Source organism: Allobosea sp. (assembly GCF_051860145.1).
Classification (GTDB): Bacteria; Pseudomonadota; Alphaproteobacteria; order Rhizobiales; family Beijerinckiaceae; genus Allobosea.
The window spans coordinates 1-23,600 of record NZ_JBHYEM010000019.1 but is presented as its reverse complement, the minus strand read 5'-3'; the positions used below and the strand labels follow the sequence as shown (position 1 = coordinate 23,600).

21 protein-coding genes and 1 pseudogene are annotated in these 23,600 nt (G+C 67.5%); 16 read left to right on the top strand and 6 right to left on the bottom strand.

Annotation, left to right across the window (positions count from 1 at the left end; translation table 11 throughout):
* The first annotated feature begins 37 nt into the window (after positions 1–37).
* The 9 genes and pseudogenes from ACTIF2_RS22635 to cysN all read left to right on the top strand — a co-directional run bounded on the left by ACTIF2_RS22635 (position 38) and on the right by cysN (position 9,574).
* Positions 38–1,543: a xylulokinase gene (locus tag ACTIF2_RS22635; RefSeq protein ID WP_439499381.1), complete on the top strand. Its 1,506-nt coding sequence runs from the start codon at positions 38–40 to the stop codon at positions 1,541–1,543.
* A gap of 257 nt (positions 1,544–1,800) precedes the next feature.
* Entirely contained in the window at positions 1,801–2,742 is a 942-nt protein-coding gene (locus ACTIF2_RS22630; protein WP_439499380.1) for an ABC transporter permease, read from the top strand.
* A gap of 87 nt (positions 2,743–2,829) precedes the next feature.
* Positions 2,830–3,771 (top strand): sugar ABC transporter substrate-binding protein, encoded by a 942-nt coding sequence (locus ACTIF2_RS22625; RefSeq protein WP_439499379.1) that lies wholly within the window; start codon positions 2,830–2,832, stop codon positions 3,769–3,771.
* A gap of 56 nt (positions 3,772–3,827) precedes the next feature.
* Positions 3,828–4,601: an ATP-binding cassette domain-containing protein gene (locus ACTIF2_RS22620; protein WP_439499378.1), complete on the top strand. Its 774-nt coding sequence runs from the start codon at positions 3,828–3,830 to the stop codon at positions 4,599–4,601.
* A gap of 1 nt (position 4,602) precedes the next feature.
* On the top strand, positions 4,603–5,532 hold the full coding sequence (locus ACTIF2_RS22615; protein WP_439499377.1) for a nucleoside hydrolase: 930 nt from the start codon (positions 4,603–4,605) through the stop codon (positions 5,530–5,532).
* Positions 5,533–5,545: 13 nt separating this feature from the next.
* The gene (locus ACTIF2_RS22610; protein WP_439499376.1) at positions 5,546–6,064 is read left to right on the top strand and encodes a hypothetical protein; all 519 of its coding nucleotides are present in this window, start codon (positions 5,546–5,548) and stop codon (positions 6,062–6,064) included.
* Positions 6,065–6,197: 133 nt separating this feature from the next.
* Positions 6,198–6,974, top strand: a pseudogene (locus tag ACTIF2_RS22605) (phosphoadenylyl-sulfate reductase); the annotation flags it as partial.
* Between the two features lie 66 nt (positions 6,975–7,040).
* Positions 7,041–7,943 (top strand): sulfate adenylyltransferase subunit CysD, encoded by a 903-nt coding sequence (gene cysD, locus ACTIF2_RS22600; RefSeq protein WP_439499439.1) that lies wholly within the window; start codon positions 7,041–7,043, stop codon positions 7,941–7,943.
* Positions 7,943–9,574 carry a sulfate adenylyltransferase subunit CysN gene (gene cysN / locus ACTIF2_RS22595; protein WP_439499375.1) on the top strand — a complete coding sequence of 544 codons (1,632 nt, stop codon included), beginning with the start codon at positions 7,943–7,945 and terminating at the stop codon, positions 9,572–9,574. The genes cysD and cysN overlap by 1 nt, the downstream gene beginning before the upstream one ends.
* A gap of 10 nt (positions 9,575–9,584) precedes the next feature.
* Here the strand turns inward: cysN and ACTIF2_RS22590 are convergent, their stop codons facing one another.
* Genes ACTIF2_RS22590 through ACTIF2_RS22565 form a run of 6 tightly spaced genes read right to left on the bottom strand, consistent with a single transcriptional unit; the run spans position 9,585 to position 14,998 of the window.
* A complete protein-coding gene (locus tag ACTIF2_RS22590; RefSeq protein ID WP_439499374.1) occupies positions 9,585–9,992 on the bottom strand; it encodes a RidA family protein in 408 nt (135 codons plus the stop codon).
* Positions 9,993–10,031: 39 nt separating this feature from the next.
* Positions 10,032–11,675, bottom strand: a complete 1,644-nt coding sequence (locus ACTIF2_RS22585; protein WP_439499373.1) for a benzoate-CoA ligase family protein — start codon at positions 11,673–11,675, stop codon at positions 10,032–10,034.
* A gap of 1 nt (position 11,676) precedes the next feature.
* Positions 11,677–12,864, bottom strand: coding sequence for an acyl-CoA dehydrogenase family protein (locus ACTIF2_RS22580; protein WP_439499372.1), 1,188 nt, complete (start codon positions 12,862–12,864; stop codon positions 11,677–11,679).
* A 1-nt stretch (position 12,865) separates the two neighbouring features.
* Positions 12,866–13,699, bottom strand: coding sequence for an enoyl-CoA hydratase family protein (locus tag ACTIF2_RS22575; protein ID WP_439499371.1), 834 nt, complete (start codon positions 13,697–13,699; stop codon positions 12,866–12,868).
* A complete protein-coding gene (locus ACTIF2_RS22570; protein ID WP_439499370.1) occupies positions 13,696–14,238 on the bottom strand; it encodes a MarR family winged helix-turn-helix transcriptional regulator in 543 nt (180 codons plus the stop codon). The genes ACTIF2_RS22575 and ACTIF2_RS22570 overlap by 4 nt, the downstream gene beginning before the upstream one ends.
* 4 nt (positions 14,239–14,242) lie before the next feature.
* Entirely contained in the window at positions 14,243–14,998 is a 756-nt protein-coding gene (locus ACTIF2_RS22565; protein WP_439499369.1) for an SDR family NAD(P)-dependent oxidoreductase, read from the bottom strand.
* Between the two features lie 221 nt (positions 14,999–15,219).
* On the opposite strand from ACTIF2_RS22565, the gene ACTIF2_RS22560 reads away from it, so the two are divergent.
* From ACTIF2_RS22560 to ACTIF2_RS22530, 7 genes are all read left to right on the top strand, one after another.
* Complete coding sequence (locus ACTIF2_RS22560) at positions 15,220–17,544, top strand: bifunctional salicylyl-CoA 5-hydroxylase/oxidoreductase (protein ID WP_439499438.1); 2,325 nt, start codon at positions 15,220–15,222, stop codon at positions 17,542–17,544.
* Between the two features lie 63 nt (positions 17,545–17,607).
* The gene (locus ACTIF2_RS22555; RefSeq protein WP_439499368.1) at positions 17,608–18,357 is read left to right on the top strand and encodes a metallophosphoesterase; all 750 of its coding nucleotides are present in this window, start codon (positions 17,608–17,610) and stop codon (positions 18,355–18,357) included.
* Between the two features lie 108 nt (positions 18,358–18,465).
* Positions 18,466–18,789, top strand: a complete 324-nt coding sequence (locus ACTIF2_RS22550; RefSeq protein ID WP_439499367.1) for a hypothetical protein — start codon at positions 18,466–18,468, stop codon at positions 18,787–18,789.
* Positions 18,790–18,922: 133 nt separating this feature from the next.
* Complete coding sequence (locus ACTIF2_RS22545) at positions 18,923–19,870, top strand: ring-cleaving dioxygenase (protein ID WP_439499366.1); 948 nt, start codon at positions 18,923–18,925, stop codon at positions 19,868–19,870.
* A gap of 260 nt (positions 19,871–20,130) precedes the next feature.
* Entirely contained in the window at positions 20,131–21,363 is a 1,233-nt protein-coding gene (locus tag ACTIF2_RS22540; protein ID WP_439499365.1) for a calcium-binding protein, read from the top strand.
* A gap of 184 nt (positions 21,364–21,547) precedes the next feature.
* Positions 21,548–22,672, top strand: coding sequence for a calcium-binding protein (locus tag ACTIF2_RS22535; protein ID WP_439499364.1), 1,125 nt, complete (start codon positions 21,548–21,550; stop codon positions 22,670–22,672).
* A gap of 206 nt (positions 22,673–22,878) precedes the next feature.
* Positions 22,879–23,600 (top strand): calcium-binding protein (locus ACTIF2_RS22530; protein ID WP_439499363.1); only part of this gene is annotated, 722 nt, incomplete at its 3' end.

Sequence of the window (23,600 nt, the reverse complement as noted above, 5' to 3'; positions counted from 1 at the left end):
TCATGCCGGTCGGTCGGCGCGCCGGAGCCGGCCGGCGATGAGCATGATCCTCGCTTGCGATCTTGGCGGCACCAGCTTCCGTGCCGCGCTGGTGGACAAGGCCGGCCGCATCCGCGCCCGCCATGTCATCGTCATGCCGGTGCCGGTCGAGAAGGGTGGTGCGGCGGAGATCGACCCCGCGCTCTGGTGGGCGGCGCTGCATGACGGCGCGGCGGCGCTGGCAGCGTCGCATCCGGACCTGTTCGGCGAGGTCGAGGCGGTGGCGATCTCGGCGCTGACCCGGTCGCAGGTCCTCGTCGATCGCGCCGGGCGGGCGCTCAGGCCGGCGCTGCTCTGGCGCGACACCCGGGCAGGCGACACGCTGCCTTCGCTCGTGGCGCTTTGCCCGCAAGACCATCCCGAGGCGGACGGGCTCAACGCCTTCCATCCGCTCGCCCGGCTCTGGTGGCTGAAACAGGCCGAGCCTGCCATTCTCACTGAGGCCGCCCATGTCCTCGACCCCAAGGACTATCTCAATCTTCGGCTGACCGGCGTCGTCGCCAGCGACGGAGTCTCCCTGGCGCGCCTGGCCGCCGCAGTGCTTCCGGGCGCTGCAGGCCGCTCGCTGTTCGATGCGGCCGGGCTGCCCGCGAGCCTGCTGCCGCCTCTGAACGAGCCGGTCTCCGTGATGGGCCATGTCCAGCCCGGTCTCGCCGGCGCGCTCGGCAAGCTGGCGGGCCGGCCTGTCATCGCCATGGCCAACGACACCTGGGCCAGCGTCGTCGGGCTCGGCGCGATGCGGCCCGGCTACGGCTACAATCTCTCGGGCACGACGGAGGTCCTGGGTCTCGTCAGCACGAAGACGGTCCGGGCCGAGGGTCTGCTCACGGTGGAGTGGGGCAGCCGCCTGATCCAGCTCGGCGGCCCGAGCCAGACCGGCGCCGACACGCTCGTCTGGCTGCTCGATCTGCTCGCGCGCCAGAATGGCGACCCGGCCCGGACGCAAGCCGAGTTCGACCGCATCCTGACGGAGCCGCGCGACACTGACCCCGTGCTGTTCCTGCCCTATCTCCAGGGGGAGCGGGTTCCCTATTGGGACGCTTCGCTGCGCGGCGCCCTGGTCGGGCTCAACCGGCGCCACGGCGCCGTCGATCTGGCCTGGGCAGTCATGGAGGGTGTCGGCTTCCTCAACCGCGTCGTGCTGGAGCGGGCCGAGGCGGCGGCAGGCGAGGCGGTCGCCGAGATCCGTTTCGGCGGCGGCGGGGCCGCCAACCCGCATTGGTGCCAGGTGAAGGCGGATATTCTCGAGCGGCCGATCGTGGTGGTCGAGGGCGAGGAGCACGGCCTGCTCGGCGCGGCGATCGTCGCCTGGACCGCGCTCGGCCGCTTCGCCGACCTGGCAGTGGCGCAGGAGGCGCTCGTCGGCAACACGCGGACCTATCGGCCGGACGCCAAGCGGCGCGCCCGCTACGACCGGCTCTTCGCGCTCTTTCGCCAAGCGGAGCAGGCCCTCGCGCCGATCAGCCGGCGGCTCGCGGGCTGGCGCGATGATCCGCCCTCGTGACGGGCGGCCAGATCTTGCGCGCATTCTTGCGATTTGACGTGGAGAATCTGCCGGCAAGCTCTTGCCGCGGCTCGCCTTAGCCGCGGACGCGCACTAGGCTTTGCGGCGTTGCATGCGGCCTGGCTTCGGACCGGTCCGGATGAAACGCCCGCCGCTCCCGTTCAGACATGATGCCCGATCGTCCGACCGCCCCGCTCCAGCCTCGACCTGCCTCGAACCGGCCGCTTCTTCCTCCCCCTTCGCGGGTGGGGGCCTAGATGCGCGCCATCGTCGAGCGCCATGGCACTGCGCTGGCCGGGCTGGCGCTGATCGCGTTCTTTCTCCTTTTCGCGCCAAATTTCGCCGATGCCGGCAACCTTTTGAACATCGCCAAGGATACGAGTTTTCTCGCCATCCTGGCGCTGGGCTTCGCGCTGGCGCTGACCATCGCCGAGCTCGACTTGTCGATTGCCGAGGTCGCGAGCCTCGCCGCGGTCGCTGCCGGCTGGACCATCCAGGCCGGCCATGATCCGGCGCTCGCGGTCTTGGCGGCGCTCGCCGTCGGTGCGGGGCTGGGCGCGTTCAACGGTTTCGGCGTCACGGTGCTGAAGGTGCCGTCGCTGATCGTGACGCTCGGCACGGCGGCGATCGCCAAGGGCTTCGCCTTCATGATCACGCAGGGCGTTGGATTCGTCGGGCGCTGGCCTGTCGGTTTCACCGGGCTGGCGCGCGGCAATACGCTGGGCGTGCCCAACCTGATCTGGTTCCTGCTCGCGGCCACCGGCTTCTCGTATGTCTTGCTGAAATGGACCCGCACAGGCGCCCATATGGCGGCCACGGGTGAGGCCGACGAGGCGGCGCGGCTCGCCGGTATCGCGACCATGCGGATGAAGCGGCTGGGCCTGCTGCTGGCCGGCATCTTCGCCTCGATCACCGCCGTGCTGCTGGCGGCGAACCTGTCCTCGGCGGCGCCGAACATGGCCGGCGATTATTTCCTCTACGCCATCGCCGCCGTGCTGCTCGGCATGACGATGTTCGAGCCGGGCAAGCCGAACGTCCTCGGCACGGTCTTCGCCGCGCTCGTGCTGAAGGTTCTCGGCAACGGCCTCGTGCTGATGGGCGCGCCCTATTACGTGCAGGATATCGTTTTGGGTGCCATCATCATCGGCTCCGTCGCCTTCTCGGCCAGCGTGGTGAAAAAGGTGGCCTTCAAGGTTTGATGAATTCCGAGGTTTGACGAATTCCAAGGTTTGATGAGTTCAATGCGGCCCGGTGCTCGACCACCCGGCCTGGAAGAGGGAACGGTCATGAAACTCCTGAAGACAGTCGCGGCGAGTTGCCTTGCGCTGGTGCTGGGCGCCAGCAGCGCCATGGCGTTCGAGCTCGGTGTCATCGGCTTCCAGTTCACTTCGGAGACCCATGCCCGCGTCGCCAACGCGGCCGCAGCCGCCGCCAAGGTCAAGGGCTGGAACGTCACTCTGCTGAACTCGGAGGGCGCGCTGCCCAAGCATGCCGAGCAGTTCGAGGCGCTGATCGCCAAGAAGGTCGACGCCATCATCGTCGCGATGGGCAAGCCGGTGGAGGCCGATGCCCAGTTCAAGGCGGCGAAGGACAAGGGCATCCCGGTCATCACCGTCCAGTCGGGCGCGGGGCCGTACTCGCTGTTCGACATCCAGACCAACGAATACAAGGTCGGCGCCGATGCGGCGCTCTATCTGCTCGGCCAGATGGGTTACACCGGCAACATCCTGTCGGTCCGCTTCGACGGCAACATCGCCTCGCGCATTCGCGGCAAGGTGCTCGATGTCGTGCTCTCCGAGAACACGGCGGTGAAGGAGGTCGGCAAGCACGGCATGGCGCGCACCCAGAGCTGGCGCGACGACGTGCGCAGCGGCGTCCAGGCTCTGCTGCTGCGCAATCAGGGCAAGATCAACGGGATCTGGGCCTCCTTCGACGGACAGGCCTATATCATCGACGACCTGCTCAGGGCGCAGGGCGTCAAGAAGGGCGAGATTCCGCTGGTCTCGGTCGATGGCGGCGTCGAGACCTATCGCCGCATCGCCGATCCCGAGAGCACGTTCCTCGCCACCGTCACGGTTCCTTTCGAGGAGATGGGTGTGAAGGCGGTCGAGGCGGTCGAGGCGATCGCGGTGAAGAAGCAGCCGGCGAGCGCGATCACGACCGGCCCCTATCTGTTCATGGACGCCGTCGTCGTCGACAAGAACAACGTCAAGGACTTCCTGAAATAGCGGGCGAGAGCGGGCCGGTCGCGATCGACCGGCCTGCCTTGCCGGAGCGCATGCTGATGACGGACAAGGCTGCCCCCGAGCCCATCTTCGCGATGCGCTCGGTCGGCAAGAATTACGGCGCGGTCCGCGCCCTGAGCGGCATCGACCTCGACGTCCATGCCGGCGAGGTGCTGGCGATCTGCGGCGACAACGGCGCCGGAAAATCGACCCTGATCAAGATCATGTCCGGCGCCGAGACACCCACCGCCGGCACCATTCGCCTGCGCGGCAAGGAGGTTTCGTTCAGTTCGCCGCATGATGCGCTCGAGCAGGGCGTGGCGACGATCTATCAGGAGCTGGCGCTGGCGCCGCGCCTCTCGATCGCCGCCAATGTCTTCATGGGGGCCGAGCTGACGCGCTCGCTCGGGCTGCCCTTCCTGCGCGTGCTCGACAAGGCGCGGATGGCGCAGGAGGCGAGGGGCTATCTGCGTCGGCTCTCCGTGCAGATCGACGACATGACCCGGCCGGTCGAGCGCCTGTCCGGTGGCCAGCGCCAGGCGGTCGCGATCTCGCGCGCGCTGCGCTGGAATGCCGAAATCATCATCATGGACGAGCCGACCGCCGCGCTCGGCGTCAAGGAAACGGCGCAGGTGCTCGATCTCGTGCGCCATCTCAAGGCCGAGGGCCGCACCGTCATCCTGATCAGCCACAACATGCGCGATGTCGTCGCGCTGGCGAGCCGCGTCGCCATCCTGAAGAGCGGCCGCAAGCTGCACGACCTGCCGATCGACGGCCTCTCGCCGGACGATATCAGCCACATGATCATGTCCGCCCCGGCGCAGGCGGCCTGAGATGACGGCGCGACCCATCATCATCGACACCGATCCGGGACAGGACGACGCCGTCGCGCTGCTGCTCGCCTTCGCGCAGCCGGAGGCGCTCGACATCCGGCTGATCAGCACGGTCGCCGGCAATGTCGGGCTCGATCTGACCACCGCCAACGCCCTGCGCATCCGCGACCTCGCCGGACGCGCCGACGTGCCCGTCCAGGCCGGCATGGCGCAACCGATGCTGGAGGCGCTGGAGACGGCGGAATTCGTCTCGGGGCCGGACGGGCTGAGCGGGGCAGGGCTGCCGCCGCCGGCCTCCTCGGCCGCGCCGGGGCACGCCGTGCAGGCTATCGTCGATATCCTGCGCGCGGCGCCCGATGCGGGCATCACGCTCTGCGCGCTCGGTCCGCTCTCCAATGTCGCGATGGCCTTGCGGCTCGCCCCGGAACTCGCCCCGAAGCTGCGCGAGATCGTCATCATGGGCGGAGCGATGGGGCTCGGCAACATGACGCCGGCGGCCGAGTTCAACTTCTATGTCGATCCGCATGCCGCCGCGGTCGTCCTCTCGGCCGGCATCCGGACCACATTGTTCGGCCTGCACGTCACGCATCAGGCTCTCGCGCCTGCCGAGGCCATGGCGCGGCTGAAGGCGCTCGACACCCGCAGCGGGCGGGCCGTCCACGGCATGCTGACGCGCCCGCGCCCAGGCGGGCTCGGCACCGCCGCCCACCCGATGCACGACCCTTGCGTCATCGCCTGGCTGCTCTGGCCCGAGCTGTTCAAGGGCCGCCACTGCCATGTCGGGATCGAGCTTGCCGGCAATGTCCGCGGCCGCTCGACCATCGACTGGAACGGCAGGACCAAGCGCTCCGCGAACGCCTTCGTCGTCAGCGAGGTCGATGCCGAAAAGCTGTTCGCGCGCATGATCGATGCGCTCGCCCGCTTGCCCTGAGGATCGCAGGACCATGACCCATCCGGTCGACGAGATGCTGGCCGAGGCGCAGGCCGCGATCAGGCGCATGAAGGAAGCGGCGATCGCGGCGCGCCATCTCCACGCCCGTGCCGAGCTGATGCGCCATATGCGCACGACCGCCGGCAGGGTCGCCGCTCGGCCGCTCGACGAGGCCGCGGCCCTGGTCGCGCGCGAATGGATGAATGCCTGGAGCCTCGACGCCGGTGCCTATCCGGAGCTCGCGCGGGACGTCGCGGCCTTCACGGCGGCCTTCTGCGCCGATGCGCGCGGCAGCACGCCCGAGACGCAAGCCGCGATCCGCCTCGCGCTGGACGGGCTGGAGGCCGGCTTCCTGCGCGTCGGCACCAGCCTGAGCGACCAGATGGCGTTCCGCTCCGAATGTGCTCATGGCTGGTGGCAAAGCATCGTGCCGCTGCCGGTCGATCTTCAGGACGCGGACCGGCGCGATGTCCCCAGGTTAGGCGAGGGCGAGCCATTCTGGAGCGCTGGTGCGCAACCGCATTGCGGATGAGGCTGATTTTTGTGCAGTGCCGGAAGGTTCTTCTCCAGAGTTTGTGAAATAAGAAAAACCACACTACCGGCCGTGAATTGATCCTTCAGCCGTTCGGGTATAGCTCAATCGTTCGATTTACAGAACAGATCGAATGGTCGGCACCATGACCGAACTGCCCATCGACCGGCGACGGCCCGTCCCGCCCCGCCGCCCTGCAGAGGACGCTGCGCACGAGACCGCCGTGCACGAACGGGCGGCCAATCTTGCGGCCGCGTTCGGCGGAACCGGCGTGGCGCAGCGCATTGCCGGGCTGTGCCAGACGGTTCAGGGCCGGATCGTCTTCACCACCAGTTTTGGCCTCGAAGACCAGGTCCTCACCCATTTCATCGCGACGGCGCGGCTCCCGATCGAGATCGTGACGCTCGACACCGGCCGGCTGTTTCCGGAGGTCTATGCGCTCTGGGAAGAAACCGAACGGCGCTACGGCCTCGTCATTCGCCCGTTCTACCCGCGTCATGAGGCGATCGAGCTTTTCGTCCGCCAGAACGGCATCAACGGCTTCTACGGCTCGCGCGACGCCCGCAAGAGCTGCTGCGAGATCCGCAAGGTCGAGCCGCTAGGCCGCGCGCTGGCCGGGGCCGATATCTGGATCACCGGCCTGCGCGCCGACCAGTCGAGCGCGCGCGGCGGCGTCGCGCTGGCCGAGGCCGATCCGCAGCGCGGGCTCGTCAAGTTCAATCCGCTGCTCGACTGGACGCGTGAGGCGGCCCTGGCCTTCGCCGAGGCTGAAGAAATCCCTCTCAACCCGTTGCATGACAAGGGCTTCGTCTCGATCGGCTGCCAGCCCTGCACCCGCGCCATCGCGCCCGGCGAGCCGGAGCGGGCCGGGCGCTGGTGGTGGGAGGACGACGCCGCCAAGGAATGCGGCCTGCATGTCGGTGCGGATGGCAAGCTCGTGCCTGCCAAGGCGCTCGCGCCGGCGGAGGCATACCCGATGATCCAGCTCAGCCACCTCCAGAAGCTCGAAGCCGAGGCGATCTTCATCATCCGCGAGGTCGTCGCGACCTGCGACAAGCCGGTCCTGCTCTATTCGATCGGCAAGGATTCCGCTGTTCTGCTGCATCTGGCGATGAAGGCGTTCTGGCCGGCCAGGCCGCCTTTCCCGCTGCTCCATGTCGACACGACCTGGAAGTTCCGCGAGATGATCGCCTTCCGGGACGAGACGGCCGCGCGGCTCGGGCTCGACCTCATCGTCCATGTCAACCAGGACGGCGTCAGGGCCGGGATCGGACCCTTTGCCTCGGGCTCGCGCGTCCATACCGACGTGATGAAGACGCAGGGGCTGAAACAGGCGCTCGACCTCCACAAGTTCGATGCCGCCTTCGGCGGCGCCAGGCGCGACGAGGAGAAGAGCCGCGCCAAGGAGCGCATCTTCTCGCTGCGCAGCGCCGAGCACCGCTGGGACCCGAAGAACCAGCGCCCCGAGCCCTGGCAGCTCTTCAACACCCGCAAGCACAAGGGCGAGAGCTTTCGCGTGTTTCCGCTCTCCAATTGGACCGAACGCGACGTCTGGGACTATATCGCGCTCGAGAACATCCCCGTCGTGCCGCTCTATTTCGCCGCGCCGCGCCCGGTCGTGCGTCGCGACGGCGCCTGGATCATGCGTGACGACGAGCGCATGGCGCTCCAGCCGGGCGAGGTCGTCGAGACCCGGATGGTGCGCTTCCGCACGCTCGGCTGCTACCCGCTGACTGGCGCGGTCGAGAGCGAGGCGGCGAACCTCACCGACATCATTGCCGAGATGCGATCCTCGCGTGCCTCCGAGCGGCAGGGCCGCGTCATCGACCATGACGGCGCCGGCTCGATGGAGCAGAAGAAGCAGGAAGGCTATTTCTGATGGCCGTCCTCGCCGAAAAGAAACGCCCGGGCACTGCTGCCCCGCAGCCGGCCAATGATTCCGCCGGTTTCACCGAGACCGGCCAGCATTCGCTGCTGCGCTTCATCACCTGCGGCTCGGTCGACGACGGCAAGTCGACCCTGATCGGCCGGATGCTCTACGAGGCCGGCGCGGTTTTCGAGGACCAGCTCAGCGCGCTCGACAGCGATTCCCGCAAGTTCGGTACGCAAGGCGCCGCGCCCGATTTCGCGCTCCTGGTCGACGGGCTCTCGGCCGAACGCGAACAGGGCATCACCATCGATGTCGCCTATCGCTATTTCGCCACCGACAATCGCAGCTTCATCGTCGCCGACACGCCCGGCCACGAGCAATACACCCGCAACATGGCGACGGGCGCCTCGACCGCCGATCTCGCCATCATCCTGATCGACGCCCGCAAGGGGCTGCTGCCGCAGACGCGGCGCCATTCCTTCATCGTTTCGCTGGTCGGCGTCCGCCATGTCGTCGTCGCGATCAACAAGATGGATCTCGTCGGCTATGACGAAGCGGTCTTCGACCGCATCGCGGCCGAGTATCGCGAGGCGGTGAAGGGCCTCGGCTTTTCGTCGATCCAGATCATCCCGGTCTCGGCGCGCGACGGCGAGAACGTCATGCGTCCCTCCGCCGCCATGGCCTGGCATGACGGCCCGGCGCTGCTGCCGCTGCTGGAAGCGGTCGTCGTCGCGCAGGCGAGCCGCGACGAGGCCGGCTTCGTCCTGCCGGTGCAATGGGTCAACCGGCCCGATCTCGATTTCCGCGGCTATGCCGGCACGCTCGCGCGCGGTCGCGCCCGCGTCGGCGATGCGGTGACGGCGCTCCCCTCCGGGCGCGGCAGTACGGTCGCCCGACTGATCACGGCCTCGGGCGACGCCAGCAATGCCGCGGCGGGGCAGGCTGTCACCCTCACGCTGGACGACGACATCGACGTCTCCCGCGGCGACATCATCGTTGCCGCGGCAGAGCCGCTTCCGGTCCGCCGCGACTTCAAGGCCCGCCTGCTCTGGACGGGCGAGCGCGCCATGCTGGAAGGCGGCCAGTTCGCCCTCAAGCTCGGCACCCAGGCCGTCAATGCCACGATCGAGACGCTGCATCACAGCATCGATATCGAGGGCTTCAGGCCCGTGCCCGCGCAAAGCCTGCGGATGAACGGCATCGGGCTGGTGAGCCTGCGCTTCGACCGGCCGCTGGTCGCGCTGCCCTATGACGACAGCCGCGAGCTCGGCGGCTTCATCCTGGTCGACCGCATCAGCAACGAGACCGTCGCCTTCGGCTTCGTCGCGGCCGAGGCACGGCCCGGCCGCGACCTGCCGGAAGCCGACGACGGCGCGCTCGCCCGCGCCCGGCGCGGCGCGATCCGCCTCGTCGGCCGGCGCGGCACGCCCGAGCGGCGGCTCTGGTGGAGCGCGGTGAGCTGGCGCGTGCTCAGCACGGCCGGGCTCTTCGCGGCCGCCTTCGCGCTGACGGGCCGGGTCGATCTCTCGGGCGCGCTGGCGCTCGGCGACATCGCGCTGCGGCCCTCGCTCAGGGCGCTGCACGCCCATCTCTGGCGCAAGCATCCCTCCGCCGCGCTGAAGGATGGCGCGGGAATCTAACGCAGCCTGGTCACCCCGAAACCACCGCCGTCGCCTCGATCTCGACGAGCGCCTGCGGCTCGACCAGCGCCGTGACCGCGACCACGGCCATGGCCGGAAAATGGCGCCCTATCACCTCGCGATAGACGGGCCCCATCTCCTTCAGGCTCGCGCGATAGGTCGCGATATCGGTGACGTACCAGGTCAGCCGCACGATATCCTCGACACGCCCTCCGCCGGCCTCGACCACCGCCTTGACGTTGAGCAGCGTCTGGCGGAGCTGGCCGATGAAGCCCTCGGCGAACACGCCTTGCGCATCCCAGCCGACGAGGCCGCCTGTCACCAGCACGCGCCCCTGCGCGGCCATGCCGTTGGCATAGCCGCGCGGCACCGGCCAGCCCTCGGGCAGGATCGCGCGTGACGCTGGATCGTTCGACATGGGATGCCTCCGGCCGTTCGGCCCGTTCTTCGTGGAATGTCAGGCCTCGCCGCGCGCCATCTGGCGCAAGGCGAAGCGCTGCAGCTTGCCGGTCGGCGTCTTCGGCAAGGCCGCGACGATCTCGATGGCGCGGGGATATTTATAGGGCGCGATGGTCGCCTTGACATGCTCCTGCAAGCCCTTGATCAGGCTCGCATCCTGCACGACGCCCTCGCGCAGCACGACATAGGCCTTGACGATCTGTCCGCGCTCCGGGCAGGGCGCGCCGACGACGCCGCATTCGGCCACGGCCGGATGCGTCAGCAGGCAGGCTTCGACCTCGGGGCCGGCGATGTTGTAGCCCGCGGAGATGATCATGTCGTCGGAGCGGGCCTGGTACCAGAAATAGCCGTCCGGATCGCGCAGATAGGTGTCGCCGGTGATGTTCCAGCCGTCTTCGACATATTTGGCCTGGCGCGGATCGGCGAGGTAGCGGCAGCCGGTCGGGCCGCGCACCGCGAGCCGGCCCGCTATGCCGTCCGGCAGCTCCACCCCGGCCTCGTCGACGATCCTGGCCTCGTAGCCCGGCACCGGCAGCCCGGTCGAGCCCGGCCGGATCGCCTCGCGCGGCGCGCCGATGAAGATATGCAGCATCTCGGTCGCGCCGATGCCGTCCATCAGCGGCAGGCCGGTCTGGGCCTGCCAGGCCTCGAAGGTCGCTTTCGGCAGCGTCTCGCCGGCCGAGACGCAGATCCGTAGCGAGGAAATGTCGCGACCCTCCAGCTTGTCGAGCATGGCGCGATAGGCGGTCGGCGCGGTGAAGCAGACGCTCGCCTTGTGCCGCTCGATCGCGGCCACGAGATCGGGCGGTGCGACCTTGTCGGGCAGCACCATCGCCGCGCCGATCCGCATCGGGAACAGCACGAGCCCGCCGAGCCCGAAGGTGAAGGCGAGCGGCGGCGAGCCGATGAAACGGTCCTCTGGCGACGCCTTCAGCACCCGCGCGCCATAGCTGTCGCAAATGGCGAGCAGGTCCTGGTGGAAATGCATCGTGCCTTTGGGCTCGCCGGTGGTGCCGGAGGTGAAGCCGATCAGGCAGACATCGTCGCGGGCGGTGTCGGCAGCCGCGAAATCTTCGTAGCCCGGCTGGGCCATCAGCGCGTCGAGATCACCGGGCCCGCCGCCGCCCCAGGTGACGATGCGCCGGAGTTCCGGGGCCTGCGCCTGCGCGCTTTCGAGATCGCCGACGATGCGGTGGTCGCAGAGCGCCAGCGAGACTTTTGCCTTGCGGATCGGATAGGCCAGCTCGCCCGCGCGCAGCATCGGCATGGTCGCGACGGCGACGCCGCCGGCCTTGAGCACGGCGAGATAGGCGGCGACCATCATCGGCGTATTGGCGGCGCGCAGCAGCACGCGGTTTCCCGGCACGAGGCCAAGATCGCGCACCAGCACATTGGCGATGCGGTTCACCCGCTCGGCGAGCTCGGTATAGCTCCAGCCGGCGGCGTCGGCGACGACCGCCGGGCGCGTGCCGCGTCCCTGCGCGATATGCTTGTCCAGCAGCTCGCTGACGACGTTCAGTCGATCCGGATAGTTCAGCCCGGCTTCCGCCAGCCGCAGATCGGGCCAGCTTGCACGCGGCGGCAGGTTTTCCCGCGCGAAGCCGTCTTGATGTCCCGACCGCACGAAGTCCGCGGTGCTCATCTCATTCCCCTGGCTTTTTGCCCTGTGATTTCAGCAGGTCGCGCGCGATCACGACCTTCTGCACCTCGCTGGCGCCCTCATAGATCCTGAGCGCCCTGATCTCGCGATAGAGCTCCTCGACCTTGACGCCGCGGGTGACGCCGAGCCCGCCATGGATCTGCACGGCGCGGTCGATCACGCGCTGGGCGTTCTCCGTCGCGACCAGCTTGGCCAAAGCCGCCTCGCGTGTGACGCGGGCCGCGCCGCGATCCTTGGTCCAGGCGGCGCGGTAGACCAGCAGCGCGGCGGCATCGACCTCGGCCGCGCTGTCGGCGATCGCCGCCTGCGAGAGCTGGAGATCGCCGAGCGTGCCGCCGAAGAGCTTTCGGCCATTGGCATGCGCGACCGTCTCGAACAGCGCCCGCCGGGCGAAGCCGAGCGCGGCGGCGCCGACCGTCGAACGGAAGACGTCGAGCGTCGCCATCGCCACCTTGAAGCCGTCGCCCGGGCCGCCGATCCGGTTCTCGACCGGGATGCGGCAGGCATCGAAACGCAAGGTCGCCAGCGGGTGCGGCGCGATCACGTCGATGCGCTCGGTGATGCTCAAGCCCGGCGTGTCGGCCTCGACCAGGAAGGCGGTGAGGCCGCGCGCACCCGGCGCCTCGCCGGTCCGGGCGAAGACGACGTAGTGGTCGGCGATGCCGCCATTCGAGATCCAGGTCTTCTCGCCGTCGATGCGGATATGGCTGTTGCCGTCGGGCTTCGCCGTGGTCGCAATCGCTGCGACGTCGGAGCCCGCCTCCTTCTCCGACAGCGCGAAGGCGGCGATGCGCTTGCCATCCCTCACGCCGGGCAGGATCCGGGTCTTCATCGCCTCGGAACCGGCAAGGCTGATTGCCCCTGTGCCGAGCCCTTGCATGGCGAAGGCGAAATCGGCGAGCCCGTCTCGGCTGCCGAGGATCTCGCGGGCGAGGCAGAGCGTGCGCACGTCGAGGGTGTCGGTGAGCCCGCCATGGGCTGCCGGCACGACCGCCTTGAGGAAGCCCGCGTCGCCCAACGCCTTGACCCGCGCCCGGCAGGCGGCATCGACATCGTCATGCGGCAGGCCGGGGAGGGTCGCGTCGGCCCAGGCCGAAAGCTCCGCGGCGAAGGCGCGATGGCGGTCGTCGAAGAAGGGCCAGTCGAGCGTATCGCCGAGAATGCCGATCATCTCAGTTCCCCTCGAAGACCGGTTTCTGCTTGGCAGCGAAGGCATGATAGGCGCGCGAAAAATCCTCGGTCTGCATGCAGAGCGCCTGCGCCACCGCCTCGGCCTCGATCGCGCTCTCGACCGACATCGCCCATTCCATCTCGAGCATGCGCTTGGTCATGGCATTGGCGAAGGTCGGTCCGTCGGCCAGTTCCGCGGCAAGCGCCTGGGCCTCGGCCAGCACGGCGTCCCTGGCGGCGAGCCGGTTGAGGAAGCCCCAGCGCTCGGCCTCCTCGCCCTTGAGCGCGCGGCCGGTATAGAGCAACTCGGCGGCGCGGCCCTGGCCGATGATGCGTGGCAGCATCGCGCAGGCGCCCATGTCGCAGCCGGCAAGCCCGACGCGGTTGAACAGGAAGGCGATCTTCGTCTCCGCCGTGCCGAACCTGAGGTCGGAGGCCATCGCCATGATCGCGCCCGCACCGGCACAGACGCCGTCGATCGCCGCGATCACCGGCTGCGGGCAGCCGCGCATCGCTTTCACCAGATCGCCGGTCATGCGGGTGAATTTCAGCAGGTCCCTGGTCTCCATCGCGACCAGGGGCCCGATGATCTCGAAGACGTCGCCGCCCGACGAGAAATTGCCGCCCGCACCGGTCACCACGATCGCCTTGACCTCCTCCTCCTTCTGCGCGGCGAGGAAGAAATCTGTGAGTTCCCGGTAGCTTGCGAAGGTCAGCGGATTCTTTTTCTCAGGTCGGTTCAGCGTCACGGTCGCGACCTTGCCGGCGACCGTGAGGCCGAAATGCTCCGGTCGGAAGCTCGCGAGCGGCAGCGATGTGGCGTTGGCGATGCTCATGCGGTCTCTCCACGGCCGGCCGCGTCGTCGGCGCGGCGCTTGATCGCTTGATGCAATGAGGATTTGGTCTGGCCGAGCAGGCGGAAGAGCTGGACGATCTCGGGCTGGTCGAGCCCGGCGAAGAGCTCGGCGATCCAGCCCTCGTGCCGCTCCGCCATCGCCTTGAAGCTCTTGCGGCCCAGCGCGGTCAGCGTCAGCACCTGCACGCGCCGGTCCTGCGCCGCCGGGCGCTTGTCGACCAGCCCGTCCGCCAGCAGCCCGGCCACCACCGCCGTGACGTTGCCGTTCGAGACCATCAGCCGTTGCGAGACCTCGCCGACGGTCATGCCGGTGGTCGATTTCTCGAGCTGCGCCATCAGGTCGAAGCGCGGCAGCGTCGTCTTGAACTCCTCGCGCAGGCGGTTGCGGATCTCGGTCTCGATCAGGGTCGAGCAGGTCAGCAGCCTGAGCCAGAGCCTGAGCTCGTCCTTGTGGTCGCCGGGCCGTTCGCTCGCCTTGGTCTCGCGGTCGAGGACGAGGCTGGGGGAGGGCGTTTCCATCGCGCTAGAACTCCCCGCCATTGATCAGGATCGACTGGCCCGTGATCGCGCCGCTGGCCGGGCCGCAGAGATAGAGCACCGCCGCGGCGACCTCTTCGGGCGCGATCAGCCGGCCCTGCGGATTGGCCTTGACCAGTTCCGCCAGCGCCTGCTCGCCCGGCCTGCCGGTCTTGGCCGTGATCGCCGCGAGGCTATCGGCGACCATGTCGGTATCGGTATAGCCTGGGCAGACCGCGTTCACGGTTACGCCGGTGCGGGCTGTCTCCAGCGCGAGCGAGCGCACCAGGCCAATGACCGCGTGCTTGGCGGCGGCATAGGCCGAGACATAAGGATAGCCGCGATGGCCCGCGGTCGAGGCGATGGCGATCAGCCGGCCCTGGCCTCGTTCGCTCATGCCGGGCAGGGCGGCGTGGAAGGCGTTGACCGTGCCGATCAGGTTCAGCTCGAGCATGCGCCGGAAGCGCGCGGCATCGCTGCGCATGAACGGACCGGTCTCGACGCCGCCGGCATTGGCGACGACGATGTCGAAGGGCTGGTCCGCCGAGAGCTCCTGCATGGCGGCAGACAGCGCCGCCTCGTCGGCGACATCGGCCGTCGCGAAGGCGTCGGCCGCGTCGTCGGAGACGGCGGCTTGCAGGCTCGCCGCGTTCCGGCCGATGATCGAGACGCGGGCGCCGGCAGTCTTCAGCACTGCTGCGACCGCGCGGCCGATGCCACGCCCGCCGCCGGTCACCAGAGCATGCCGTCCCGTGAGATCCATGCCAACCCGCCTCCCGCTTGAGGTCAATATATTTTAGGTCTGAAGCAATTTGCAAGCGCGGTCGAGTCGAGGCAAGAAGGCTCCGATACGAGGCAATTATGAGCATTAATTACTTGGTAATCCGCCAAAAGCGGGTCTCGTGCGGATCGCTCCGCAAATCCCCTTGAGGAAAAAATATTTCAGACTTAAAATAATATTCGTGCAGCCGGGGAGGATGGATGATGCGCATCGCGGTCGTTGGCGGCGGGCCTGCCGGGCTCTATTTCGCCCTGCTGATGAAGCGCGACTGGCCGGAGCTCGACGTCACCGTCTTCGAGCGCAACCAGCCTGACGACACCTTCGGCTTCGGCGTCGTCTTTTCCGACCAGACGCTCGACACCTTCAAGGCCGCCGATCCCGCGAGTTATGGCGCGATCGTCGATAATTTCGCCTATTGGGACGATATCGAGATCCGCTTCAAGGACACGGTCCATCGCATCCCGGGCAACGGTTTTTGCGGCTGCTCGCGCCGCTCGCTGCTGATGCTCGTGCAGGAGCGCTGCCGGCAGCTCGGCGTGACGCTGAAATTCGGCGAGGAGGTCGCCGGCATCGAGACGCTGAAGCGGGATTTCGACCTCGTCGTCGCCGCTGACGGCATCAACAGCGCGATTCGCGAGGGCTGGCGCGAGCGCTTCAGGCCGCAGGTCGATCTCCGGCCGAACAAGTTCACCTGGATGGGCTCGACCCGGCCCTTCGACGCCTTCACCTTCTTCTTCAAGGAAACCGATCACGGGCTTTTCATCGCCCATTGCTACCAGTACGAGGCGGGCCGCTCGACCTGGGTGCTCGAGACCGATCCCGAGACCTTCGCCAAAGCCGGGCTCGCAGAGATGGACGAGGCCGCCTCCGCCGCCTTCCTCGAAGAGGTCTTTGCCGAGGAGCTGCAGGGCCACAGGCTGGTCACCAACCGCTCGCTCTGGCGCAGTTTCCCGATGATCCGCTGCGAGCGCTGGGTCTCGGAGAATGTCGTGCTGATCGGCGATGCCAAGGCGACCGCGCATTTCTCGATCGGCTCCGGGACCAAGCTCGCGATGGAGGACGCGATCGCGCTGCATCGCGCCTTCGGGGCGGCGAAGCTCGATGTCGCGCAGGCGCTGGCGCTGTTCGAGCGCACGCGGCGCGAGGAGGTCGAGAAGACCCAGCACGCGGCCGACGTCTCGCTGGTCTGGTTCGAGCAGCTCGGCCGCTTCTGGGGTTTCGATCCGTTGCGCTTCGCCTTCGGGCTGATGACGCGCTCGAAGGCGATCACCTATGACAACCTCGCCTTGCGCGCTCCCGGCTTCGTCGCGGCGCTCGACCGGCTCGTCGCCGCCGAGCTCGGCCCCGATGCCCGGCTGCGCAAGGATGGCTTGCCCCTGCCGCCGGCCTTCCAGCCGTTCCGCCTGCGCGAGATGCAGATCGAGAACCGCATGGTGCTCTCGCCGATGTGCCAGTACTCGGCGCAGGAGGGCATGCCGACCGACTGGCACCTGATGCATTACGGCTCGCGTGCCATTGGCGGCCCCGGCCTGGTCTTCACCGAGATGACCTGCGTCGCGGCCGATGCCCGCATCACGTCGGGCTGCACCGGCCTTTATACCGATGTGCAGGAAGCGGCCTGGACCCGCATCGTCGATTTCGTCCACGCTAACTCGGCGGCGAAGTTCTGCCTGCAGCTCGGCCATGCCGGCCGCAAGGGCGCGACGAAGCTGATGTGGGACGGCATGGACCGGCCGCTCGACGACGGCGCCTGGCCGATCATCTCGGCCTCGCCATTGCCCTATTATCCCGAAAGCCAGGTTCCGCGCGAGATGACCCGCGCCGACATGGACCGCGTCCGCGACGAATTCGTCGCCGCGGCCGGGCGTGGCGAGCGCGCCGGCTTCGACATGCTCGAACTGCACTGCGCCCATGGTTATCTGCTGGCGAGCTTCCTTTCGCCGCTGACCAATCGGCGCAGCGACGAATATGGCGGCTCCGTCGAGAACCGGCTGCGCTATCCGCTCGAGGTCTTTCGGGCGCTGCGCGAGGCCTGGCCGCGCGAGAAGCCGATCTCGGTGCGCATCTCCGCCACCGACTGGAAGGAGGGCGGGCTGTCGCCGGAGGATTCGGTCGCCATCGCCGCCGCCTTCGCGCAGGAGGGCTGCGACCTCGTCGACGTCTCGACCGGGCAGACGGTCATGGACAGCCGGCCGATCTATGGCCGCATGTTCCAGACGCCTTACTCGGACCGCATACGCAACGAGGCGCGGGTCGCGACCATGTGCGTCGGCAACATCACGACTGCCGATCAGGTCAACACCATCGTCGCCTCCGGCCGGGCCGACCTCGTCGCGCTCGGCCGCCCGCACCTCGCCGATCCCTCCTTCGTCCTGCGGGCCGCCGCCTGGTACGGCGTCGATGTCCCGCAGCCGGTGCAGTACCAGCCGGGCAAGGACCAGCTCATGCGCAACACGCCGCGCGAGCGCGAGGAACTGACCGAACTCAAGCTCAAGGCGAAGCCCGGCCGCCATGCCGCGGCGCAGTAGCGCCTTGCCGCTTGGCGATGACAGCGCGAGAAAAGGCGTCCCGTAACCGGGCTGCGATGGACCATGGCCGACAGCTCCGAGATCATGCCGCTGGCCGGTCGCGCGCCGGCGGTGCCGGACGGCATCCGCATCTATGCGGTGGGCGACGTGCACGGCCGCCTCGACCTGCTGCGCGAGCTCGAGGCGCTGATCGATGACGACGCGCGCTCGGCCGCAGGCCTGCGCGTCGTCGAGGTCATGCTCGGCGATTATATCGACAGGGGCCCCGATTCCAGCGGCGTGATCGATCACCTGATCGCGCGCGGCCGCGAGCGCGAGCTCGTCACGCTCCGCGGCAATCATGACGCGCTCCTCCTCGACGCGCTGGCCGGGCCGCGCGCATTGCAGCACTGGTGCATGGTTGGCGGGCTGGAGGCTCTGGCCTCCTACGGGATCGAGCCGGAAAGCCTGCGCGGGGTGACGCTGACTGAAGCCGGCCGGCGGGTCGTCGCCGCGATCCCGCCGGCCCATGTCGGCTTCATCAGGGGCACCAGCCTGTATTGGCATTGCGGCGACTATCTCTTCGTCCATGCCGGGCTGCGCCCCGGCGTGGCGCTCGAACAACAGAGCGAGGACGACATGCTCTGGATCCGCGACGAGTTCCTTGGCAGCGATGCCGATTTCGGCATGGTCGTGGTGCATGGCCATACGCCCGCACCCGTGCCGGAAATCCGGAGCAACCGCATCGGTATCGACACCAAGGCCTGGGAGAGCGGCGTCCTGACCTGCCTCGTGCTGGAGGGGGCGAGCCGGCGCTTCCTGGCGACGGGCTGAGCCGCGGCGCAGGGAACTTCCCCGACGGGAGCCCGTTCCTCAATGAACGGATTCTCCTGCCCAGGCGGCGCCCGACGGGATCGCTGGGCCAACCGACAGGACAAGCCCATGCCCCGCCTCGCATCCATGACCCTGCTCGCGCTCGCGGCCGGCTTCGCGCTCTCGACCTCGGCGCCGGCCCAGACCACCCCGGCGCCGGCCGACAAGCCGGCTGCCAATTCCGGGACCGGTCCGGTCACGACCCATCCCTCCCAGGTCGACAAGGGCCAGAACATGATCCTGCCCTCGGCCGGCCAGGCCGGCCAATCGGCGGCGCCGACCATGGTCTATGATTGCGAGAAGAAGCCGCAGGACTGCACCACTCCGCCATCGCCGGGCGACAAGAACTCGGCCCCGGCGCAATCCGCGCCGCCCGCAACGCCCAAGCCATAGGTGAGGCACACGCGATCGTTCATTGCATTTGTGCAAGAATGACCTTGGGTGAGAAGGGTTGGGATTGCGCCGGCCCTTCGCTATCTCAGCCGGGAAGCGGGCCGCAGTGGCCGGCATGATCACGGGGTCAGCGATGAAACTCACCGGCATCCACCACGTCACGGCGATTTCGGCCAATGCGCCGCAGAACCGGCGCTTCTATGTCGAGACGCTGGGCATGCGCATGGTCAAGAAGACCGTGAACCAGGACGACACCTCGGCCTATCATCTGTTTTATGCGGACGGCGCAGGCTCGCCCGGCACCGACCTGACCTTCTTCGACTGGCCGGCCGCGCCGGCAAAGCGCGGCACCCATTCCATCACCCGCACGGCCCTGCGTGTCGCCGGTGAGGCTTCGCTGCAATGGTGGCGCGAGCGGCTGGGCGCTGCCGGCGTCGCGGTCTCGGAAATCCGCAGCATCAATGGCCGCCCGGCCATCGATTTCGAGGATCCCGAGGGCCAGCGCCTGACGCTCATCGCCGACGGTGGCGAGATCCCCTTCGTCGTCTGGGAGAAGAGCCCGGTCCCTGCCGAGCACCAGATCCGCGGTCTCGGCCCGGTCACCATCTCGGTGCCGAAGCTGGATCGCACCGAGGTCGTGCTGACAAAGCTGCTCGGTCTCGAGCGCGGGAGCGATTATCGCGACGCGGCGCACGCGACCGGTGACATCCATGTCTTCAGCATGGGGGAAGGCGGCCCGGCGGCGGAACTCCATGTCGCGGTCGAGCCCGACCTGCCGCAGGCGCGGGAAGGGGCGGGCGGCGTGCACCATCTGGCCCTGCGCACGCCGACCTTCGAGCAATACGACGCCTGGGCCGAACGCCTGCGCGAGGCCGGCTATCCCAATAGCGGCCCGATCGACCGGTTCTATTTCCGCTCGCTCTACATGCGCGAGCCGAACGGCATCCTGATCGAGATCGCCAGCGACGGGCCGGGCTTCGCCAGCGACGAGCCGGCGGAGACGATGGGCGAGAAACTGGCGCTGCCGCCCTTCCTGGAGCCGAAGCGGGCGCAGATCGAGGCCGGTCTGAAGCCGCTCTGAACCGTCGCACCGCATAGCCGGCCGCCGCTATCGCGCGGGGGCGGCCGGGATGTCGTTCTTGCCACGCTTCGTCGCGCTCGTTCGCCGCTCGCAAGATCCGCTATCCACGAGCGCCTGCAGCCGGCCCTGACTCCCCGGGGACGCTGCGATCCAGCGCAAATATCGGCCCTCGTTCATATGAAGGACGCGGCAGAGCGGGGCCGCCTCTAGGCTCCAGGCGGCGATTCAAACGAATAAACCGAATCCGACGGGAGCTTATGATGGTAACTTACGTGGGGACCAATGGCGACGACACGTTGAACGGCAGGACTTACGACGACATATTTTACGGCCTGGATGGCAACGATACGATCACGGCAAACTATACAGGAGCCGTCGTCGTTTATGGCGGCAACGGCCATGATCACATCACGCGGCCCGGAAATCTGTACGGTCTGTCGGAACTCTATGGCGATGACGGCATGGACGCCATCATCGGCGGCGATGGCACCGACAAGATCTATGGCGGAGGCGACAGCGACGCCCTGAACGGAGGCAACGGCTTCGACTATATCGAAGGCGGCGACGACAACGATTATATCGACGGCCAGGGAGACGGCGACCAGCTCTATGGCGGGGTTGGGCGCGATCTCATCTATGGCGGGGCGGGGGCCGACCGGATCTATGGCGGCGACGACGACGATAGCGGCAGCGCCGTTGTCTACGGCACGTTGCGCAACGACATCGGCCTCTATGGCGGCGCCGGCGGCGATTTCATCGATGGCGGATTGGGGCGCGACCTCATCTTCGGCGATGGCGACGGCGATACGCTCTATGGGGGAGGAGGCGGCGACACCATCTATGGCGGCGACGGCAATGACATCCTCGAGGGCGGCGAGGGTGCCGATTATCTCGATGGCGGCGCGGACAGCGACAGGCTCGTCGGCGGGGAAGGCAACGACACGCTGCTCGGCGGCGCCGGCAACGACCTGATCCTGGCCGATGACGGGCTCGACATCGCCTATGGCGGCACCGGCAACGACACGATCTATTCAGGCCTCGGCAACACGATCAGCGCGCTCGGAGAAGCCGGCAACGACACGATCGCGACCGGCAGCGGCAACGACTATATCGATGGCGGAGCCGACAATGACGTCATCTTCGCAGGCGCCGGCAATGACACCGTGCTCGGCGGCAATGGCTCGGACTCGCTCGCCGGCTATCTCGGCAACGATATCTTCTACGGAGACTACAATGTCGGCGGGCTCGACTATTTCAACCTGAGCTTCGATGTCCGGGCCGGAGACGCCGACTACATCGCCGACTTCAAGGCGGGCGGCGTGCAGGACTATATCATCCTGCCGAGCGCCTATAGCGGCTCGGTCTACCTGACGCAGTACGGCAATGACGTGATCGGCTACATCGCTCAGGGCTCGAGCTACTATTCCTTCCAGGTGCACAGCGCCAATGCGCTGACCATCGCCGAGGTTCAGGCGGGGCTGTTCTTCGCATAGCGGACCAAGCGGCATGGACCGGAGGCGGTCAGTCCGGCGCGCTCGTCGCCTCATTCATTTGAAGGAGGCCTCATTCATTTGACGGACGCGCCTACATTGTGCCCGGCCCATGATGGCTGCTGGGCCGGCGCCGAGCGCATGGCAGCGCAGCGACAGCCGACCCGCTGCGGAGGGGAGTACGGCAATGTCCGAGTTAGGAACCGACGACGACGATACATTCGAGGCCACTCAGAACGTGGTCTATGCTCGCGACGGCGATGACCGGATTTTCACGGGCAGGGCGCTGACCAGCATTTATGGCGGCGAAGGAAACGACTTCATCGGCAACCACGGAGCCGGTCAGATGTACGCCTATGGCGGTGCCGGTACGGACGTGATCCATGGCGGCACAGTCTTCGACCAGATTACCGGCGATGATGGCTCCGATCTGCTCTTCGGCGGCGAGATCAGCTATCTTGACGCCGACCTCGGGAATATCGTGCAAACCAAACCCACGGGGGCGGATCATCTCGATGGAGGCGCTAGCATCGATGGTCTCTATGGCCTCGATGGCAACGATACCCTTCTGGGAGGCGATGGGAACGATAGCAACGCCTATGTCGTAGACGGCCCTCGCGACGTCAATGTGGGCCTTTGGACCATCAGGGCGGGCCTCTATGGCGGCACGGGCAACGATTATCTCGACGGCGGGCGCGGCGATGACTCTCTCGACGGGGGCGAGAACGACGACACGCTGATCGGCGGGCAGGGTAACGACAAACTCTATGGCGGCGCCGGCAATGATACGATCTGGGCCGACCAGGGCACCGACATCGCCTATGGTGGCGCCGGCAACGACAAGATCTATTCCGGGATCGCCGATGCGATCAGCGCGCTCGGCGAGGCCGGCAACGACACGATCGCGACCGGCAACGGCAACGACTATATCGACGGCGGAGCCGACAATGACACGATCTTCTCAGGCGGCGGCAACGACACCGTGCTTGGCGGCAACGGCTCCGACGCGCTCGGCGGCTATCTCGGCAACGACACCTTCTACGGCGACTACAATGTCGGCGGGCTGGATTACTTCAACCTGAGCTTCGACGTCCGCGGCGGCGAGGCCGACTACATCGCCGACTTCAAGGCCGGCGGCGTGCAGGACTACATCATCCTGCCGAGCCTCTATAGCGGCTCGGTCTACCTGACCCAGTACGGCACCGACGTGATCGGCTACATCGCCCAGGGCTCGAGCTACTATTCCTTCCAGGTCCATGGCTATGCCGCGCTGACCGTCGCTGAGGTCAAGGCCGCGCTGTTCTTCGCCTGATCATCAGATTGCTCTTCCCCGGGCCCGCCCCCGTCAGCCCGGCTGATGGGGCCGCTTCTGTCTCGCCATCCTCCAAATGAATGACGGCGGGAGCCGGCGACTGTGGCTAGATCGCCGCGGCGACGTATTTCAGCGGGTATGTCGCCCGCCGGGAACCGTCTCGACGATCAAGGGCACGAGCTGCCCAGGAATGAGGGGACATTGCCATGGCCACTTACATCGGCACCGTCGGGGACGACTCGATGACGGTAGGGTACGACTACCTTTACGGCGGCGACGGCAACGACACATTGGCGTCGAACATCGTCGGGTTCGACTACGTCGAAGGTGGGCGCGGCAATGACTATATTTTTATAAACAACAATAACGGGTACGGGAATCTCTATGGAGGCGATGGCAACGACCTCGCTTTCGGAGATAGACTCGACGATAATCTTTACGGCGGCGAGGGCAACGATCTTCTGGCAGGAGGTGACTTTGCCCCTCCTCCTGCCGGTGGCCAGCCCACATCAGCGGAAGTTTCCGGAAACGATTTCTTTGAAGGCGGAGATGGCACCGACGGCATCTACGGCTTCGACGGCAACGATGTCATCTATGGCGGCGACGGGAACGACACGAACATCGTCATCACCGTCGCAAATGCCTCCTTTGCCGGCGGCGGCACGCGCACCTATCTTGCCGGCCTCTATGGCGGCACCGGTGATGACTATATCGATGGCGGGCGCGGCAACGACCTGCTCGACGGCGGCGATGACAACGACACGCTGATCGGCGGAGCCGGCAACGACACGCTCGTCGGCGGCGCCGGGAACGACCTGATCTGGGCCGATCAGGGCACCGACGTGGCCTATGGCGGCAGCGGCAACGACACGATCTATTCCGGCCTGGGCAACGCGATCAGCGCGCTCGGCGAGGCGGGCAACGACAC

Coding starts and splice junctions, on each gene's coding strand:
- ACTIF2_RS22570 (WP_439499370.1), bottom strand. CDS start 14,238: ATGGAAACGCCCTCCCCCAGCCTCGTCCTCGACCGCGAGACCAAGGCG.
- ACTIF2_RS22610 (WP_439499376.1), top strand. CDS start 5,546: ATGACCCATCCGGTCGACGAGATGCTGGCCGAGGCGCAGGCCGCGATC.
- ACTIF2_RS22545 (WP_439499366.1), top strand. CDS start 18,923: ATGAAACTCACCGGCATCCACCACGTCACGGCGATTTCGGCCAATGCG.
- ACTIF2_RS22575 (WP_439499371.1), bottom strand. CDS start 13,699: ATGAGCATCGCCAACGCCACATCGCTGCCGCTCGCGAGCTTCCGACCG.
- ACTIF2_RS22585 (WP_439499373.1), bottom strand. CDS start 11,675: ATGAGCACCGCGGACTTCGTGCGGTCGGGACATCAAGACGGCTTCGCG.
- ACTIF2_RS22550 (WP_439499367.1), top strand. CDS start 18,466: ATGCCCCGCCTCGCATCCATGACCCTGCTCGCGCTCGCGGCCGGCTTC.
- ACTIF2_RS22635 (WP_439499381.1), top strand. CDS start 38: ATGAGCATGATCCTCGCTTGCGATCTTGGCGGCACCAGCTTCCGTGCC.
- ACTIF2_RS22615 (WP_439499377.1), top strand. CDS start 4,603: ATGACGGCGCGACCCATCATCATCGACACCGATCCGGGACAGGACGAC.
- ACTIF2_RS22555 (WP_439499368.1), top strand. CDS start 17,608: ATGGCCGACAGCTCCGAGATCATGCCGCTGGCCGGTCGCGCGCCGGCG.
- ACTIF2_RS22560 (WP_439499438.1), top strand. CDS start 15,220: ATGCGCATCGCGGTCGTTGGCGGCGGGCCTGCCGGGCTCTATTTCGCC.
- ACTIF2_RS22625 (WP_439499379.1), top strand. CDS start 2,830: ATGAAACTCCTGAAGACAGTCGCGGCGAGTTGCCTTGCGCTGGTGCTG.
- ACTIF2_RS22630 (WP_439499380.1), top strand. CDS start 1,801: ATGCGCGCCATCGTCGAGCGCCATGGCACTGCGCTGGCCGGGCTGGCG.
- cysD (WP_439499439.1), top strand. CDS start 7,041: ATGATCCAGCTCAGCCACCTCCAGAAGCTCGAAGCCGAGGCGATCTTC.
- ACTIF2_RS22580 (WP_439499372.1), bottom strand. CDS start 12,864: ATGATCGGCATTCTCGGCGATACGCTCGACTGGCCCTTCTTCGACGAC.
- cysN (WP_439499375.1), top strand. CDS start 7,943: ATGGCCGTCCTCGCCGAAAAGAAACGCCCGGGCACTGCTGCCCCGCAG.
- ACTIF2_RS22620 (WP_439499378.1), top strand. CDS start 3,828: ATGACGGACAAGGCTGCCCCCGAGCCCATCTTCGCGATGCGCTCGGTC.
- ACTIF2_RS22590 (WP_439499374.1), bottom strand. CDS start 9,992: ATGTCGAACGATCCAGCGTCACGCGCGATCCTGCCCGAGGGCTGGCCG.
- ACTIF2_RS22535 (WP_439499364.1), top strand. CDS start 21,548: ATGTCCGAGTTAGGAACCGACGACGACGATACATTCGAGGCCACTCAG.
- ACTIF2_RS22565 (WP_439499369.1), bottom strand. CDS start 14,998: ATGGATCTCACGGGACGGCATGCTCTGGTGACCGGCGGCGGGCGTGGC.
- ACTIF2_RS22540 (WP_439499365.1), top strand. CDS start 20,131: ATGGTAACTTACGTGGGGACCAATGGCGACGACACGTTGAACGGCAGG.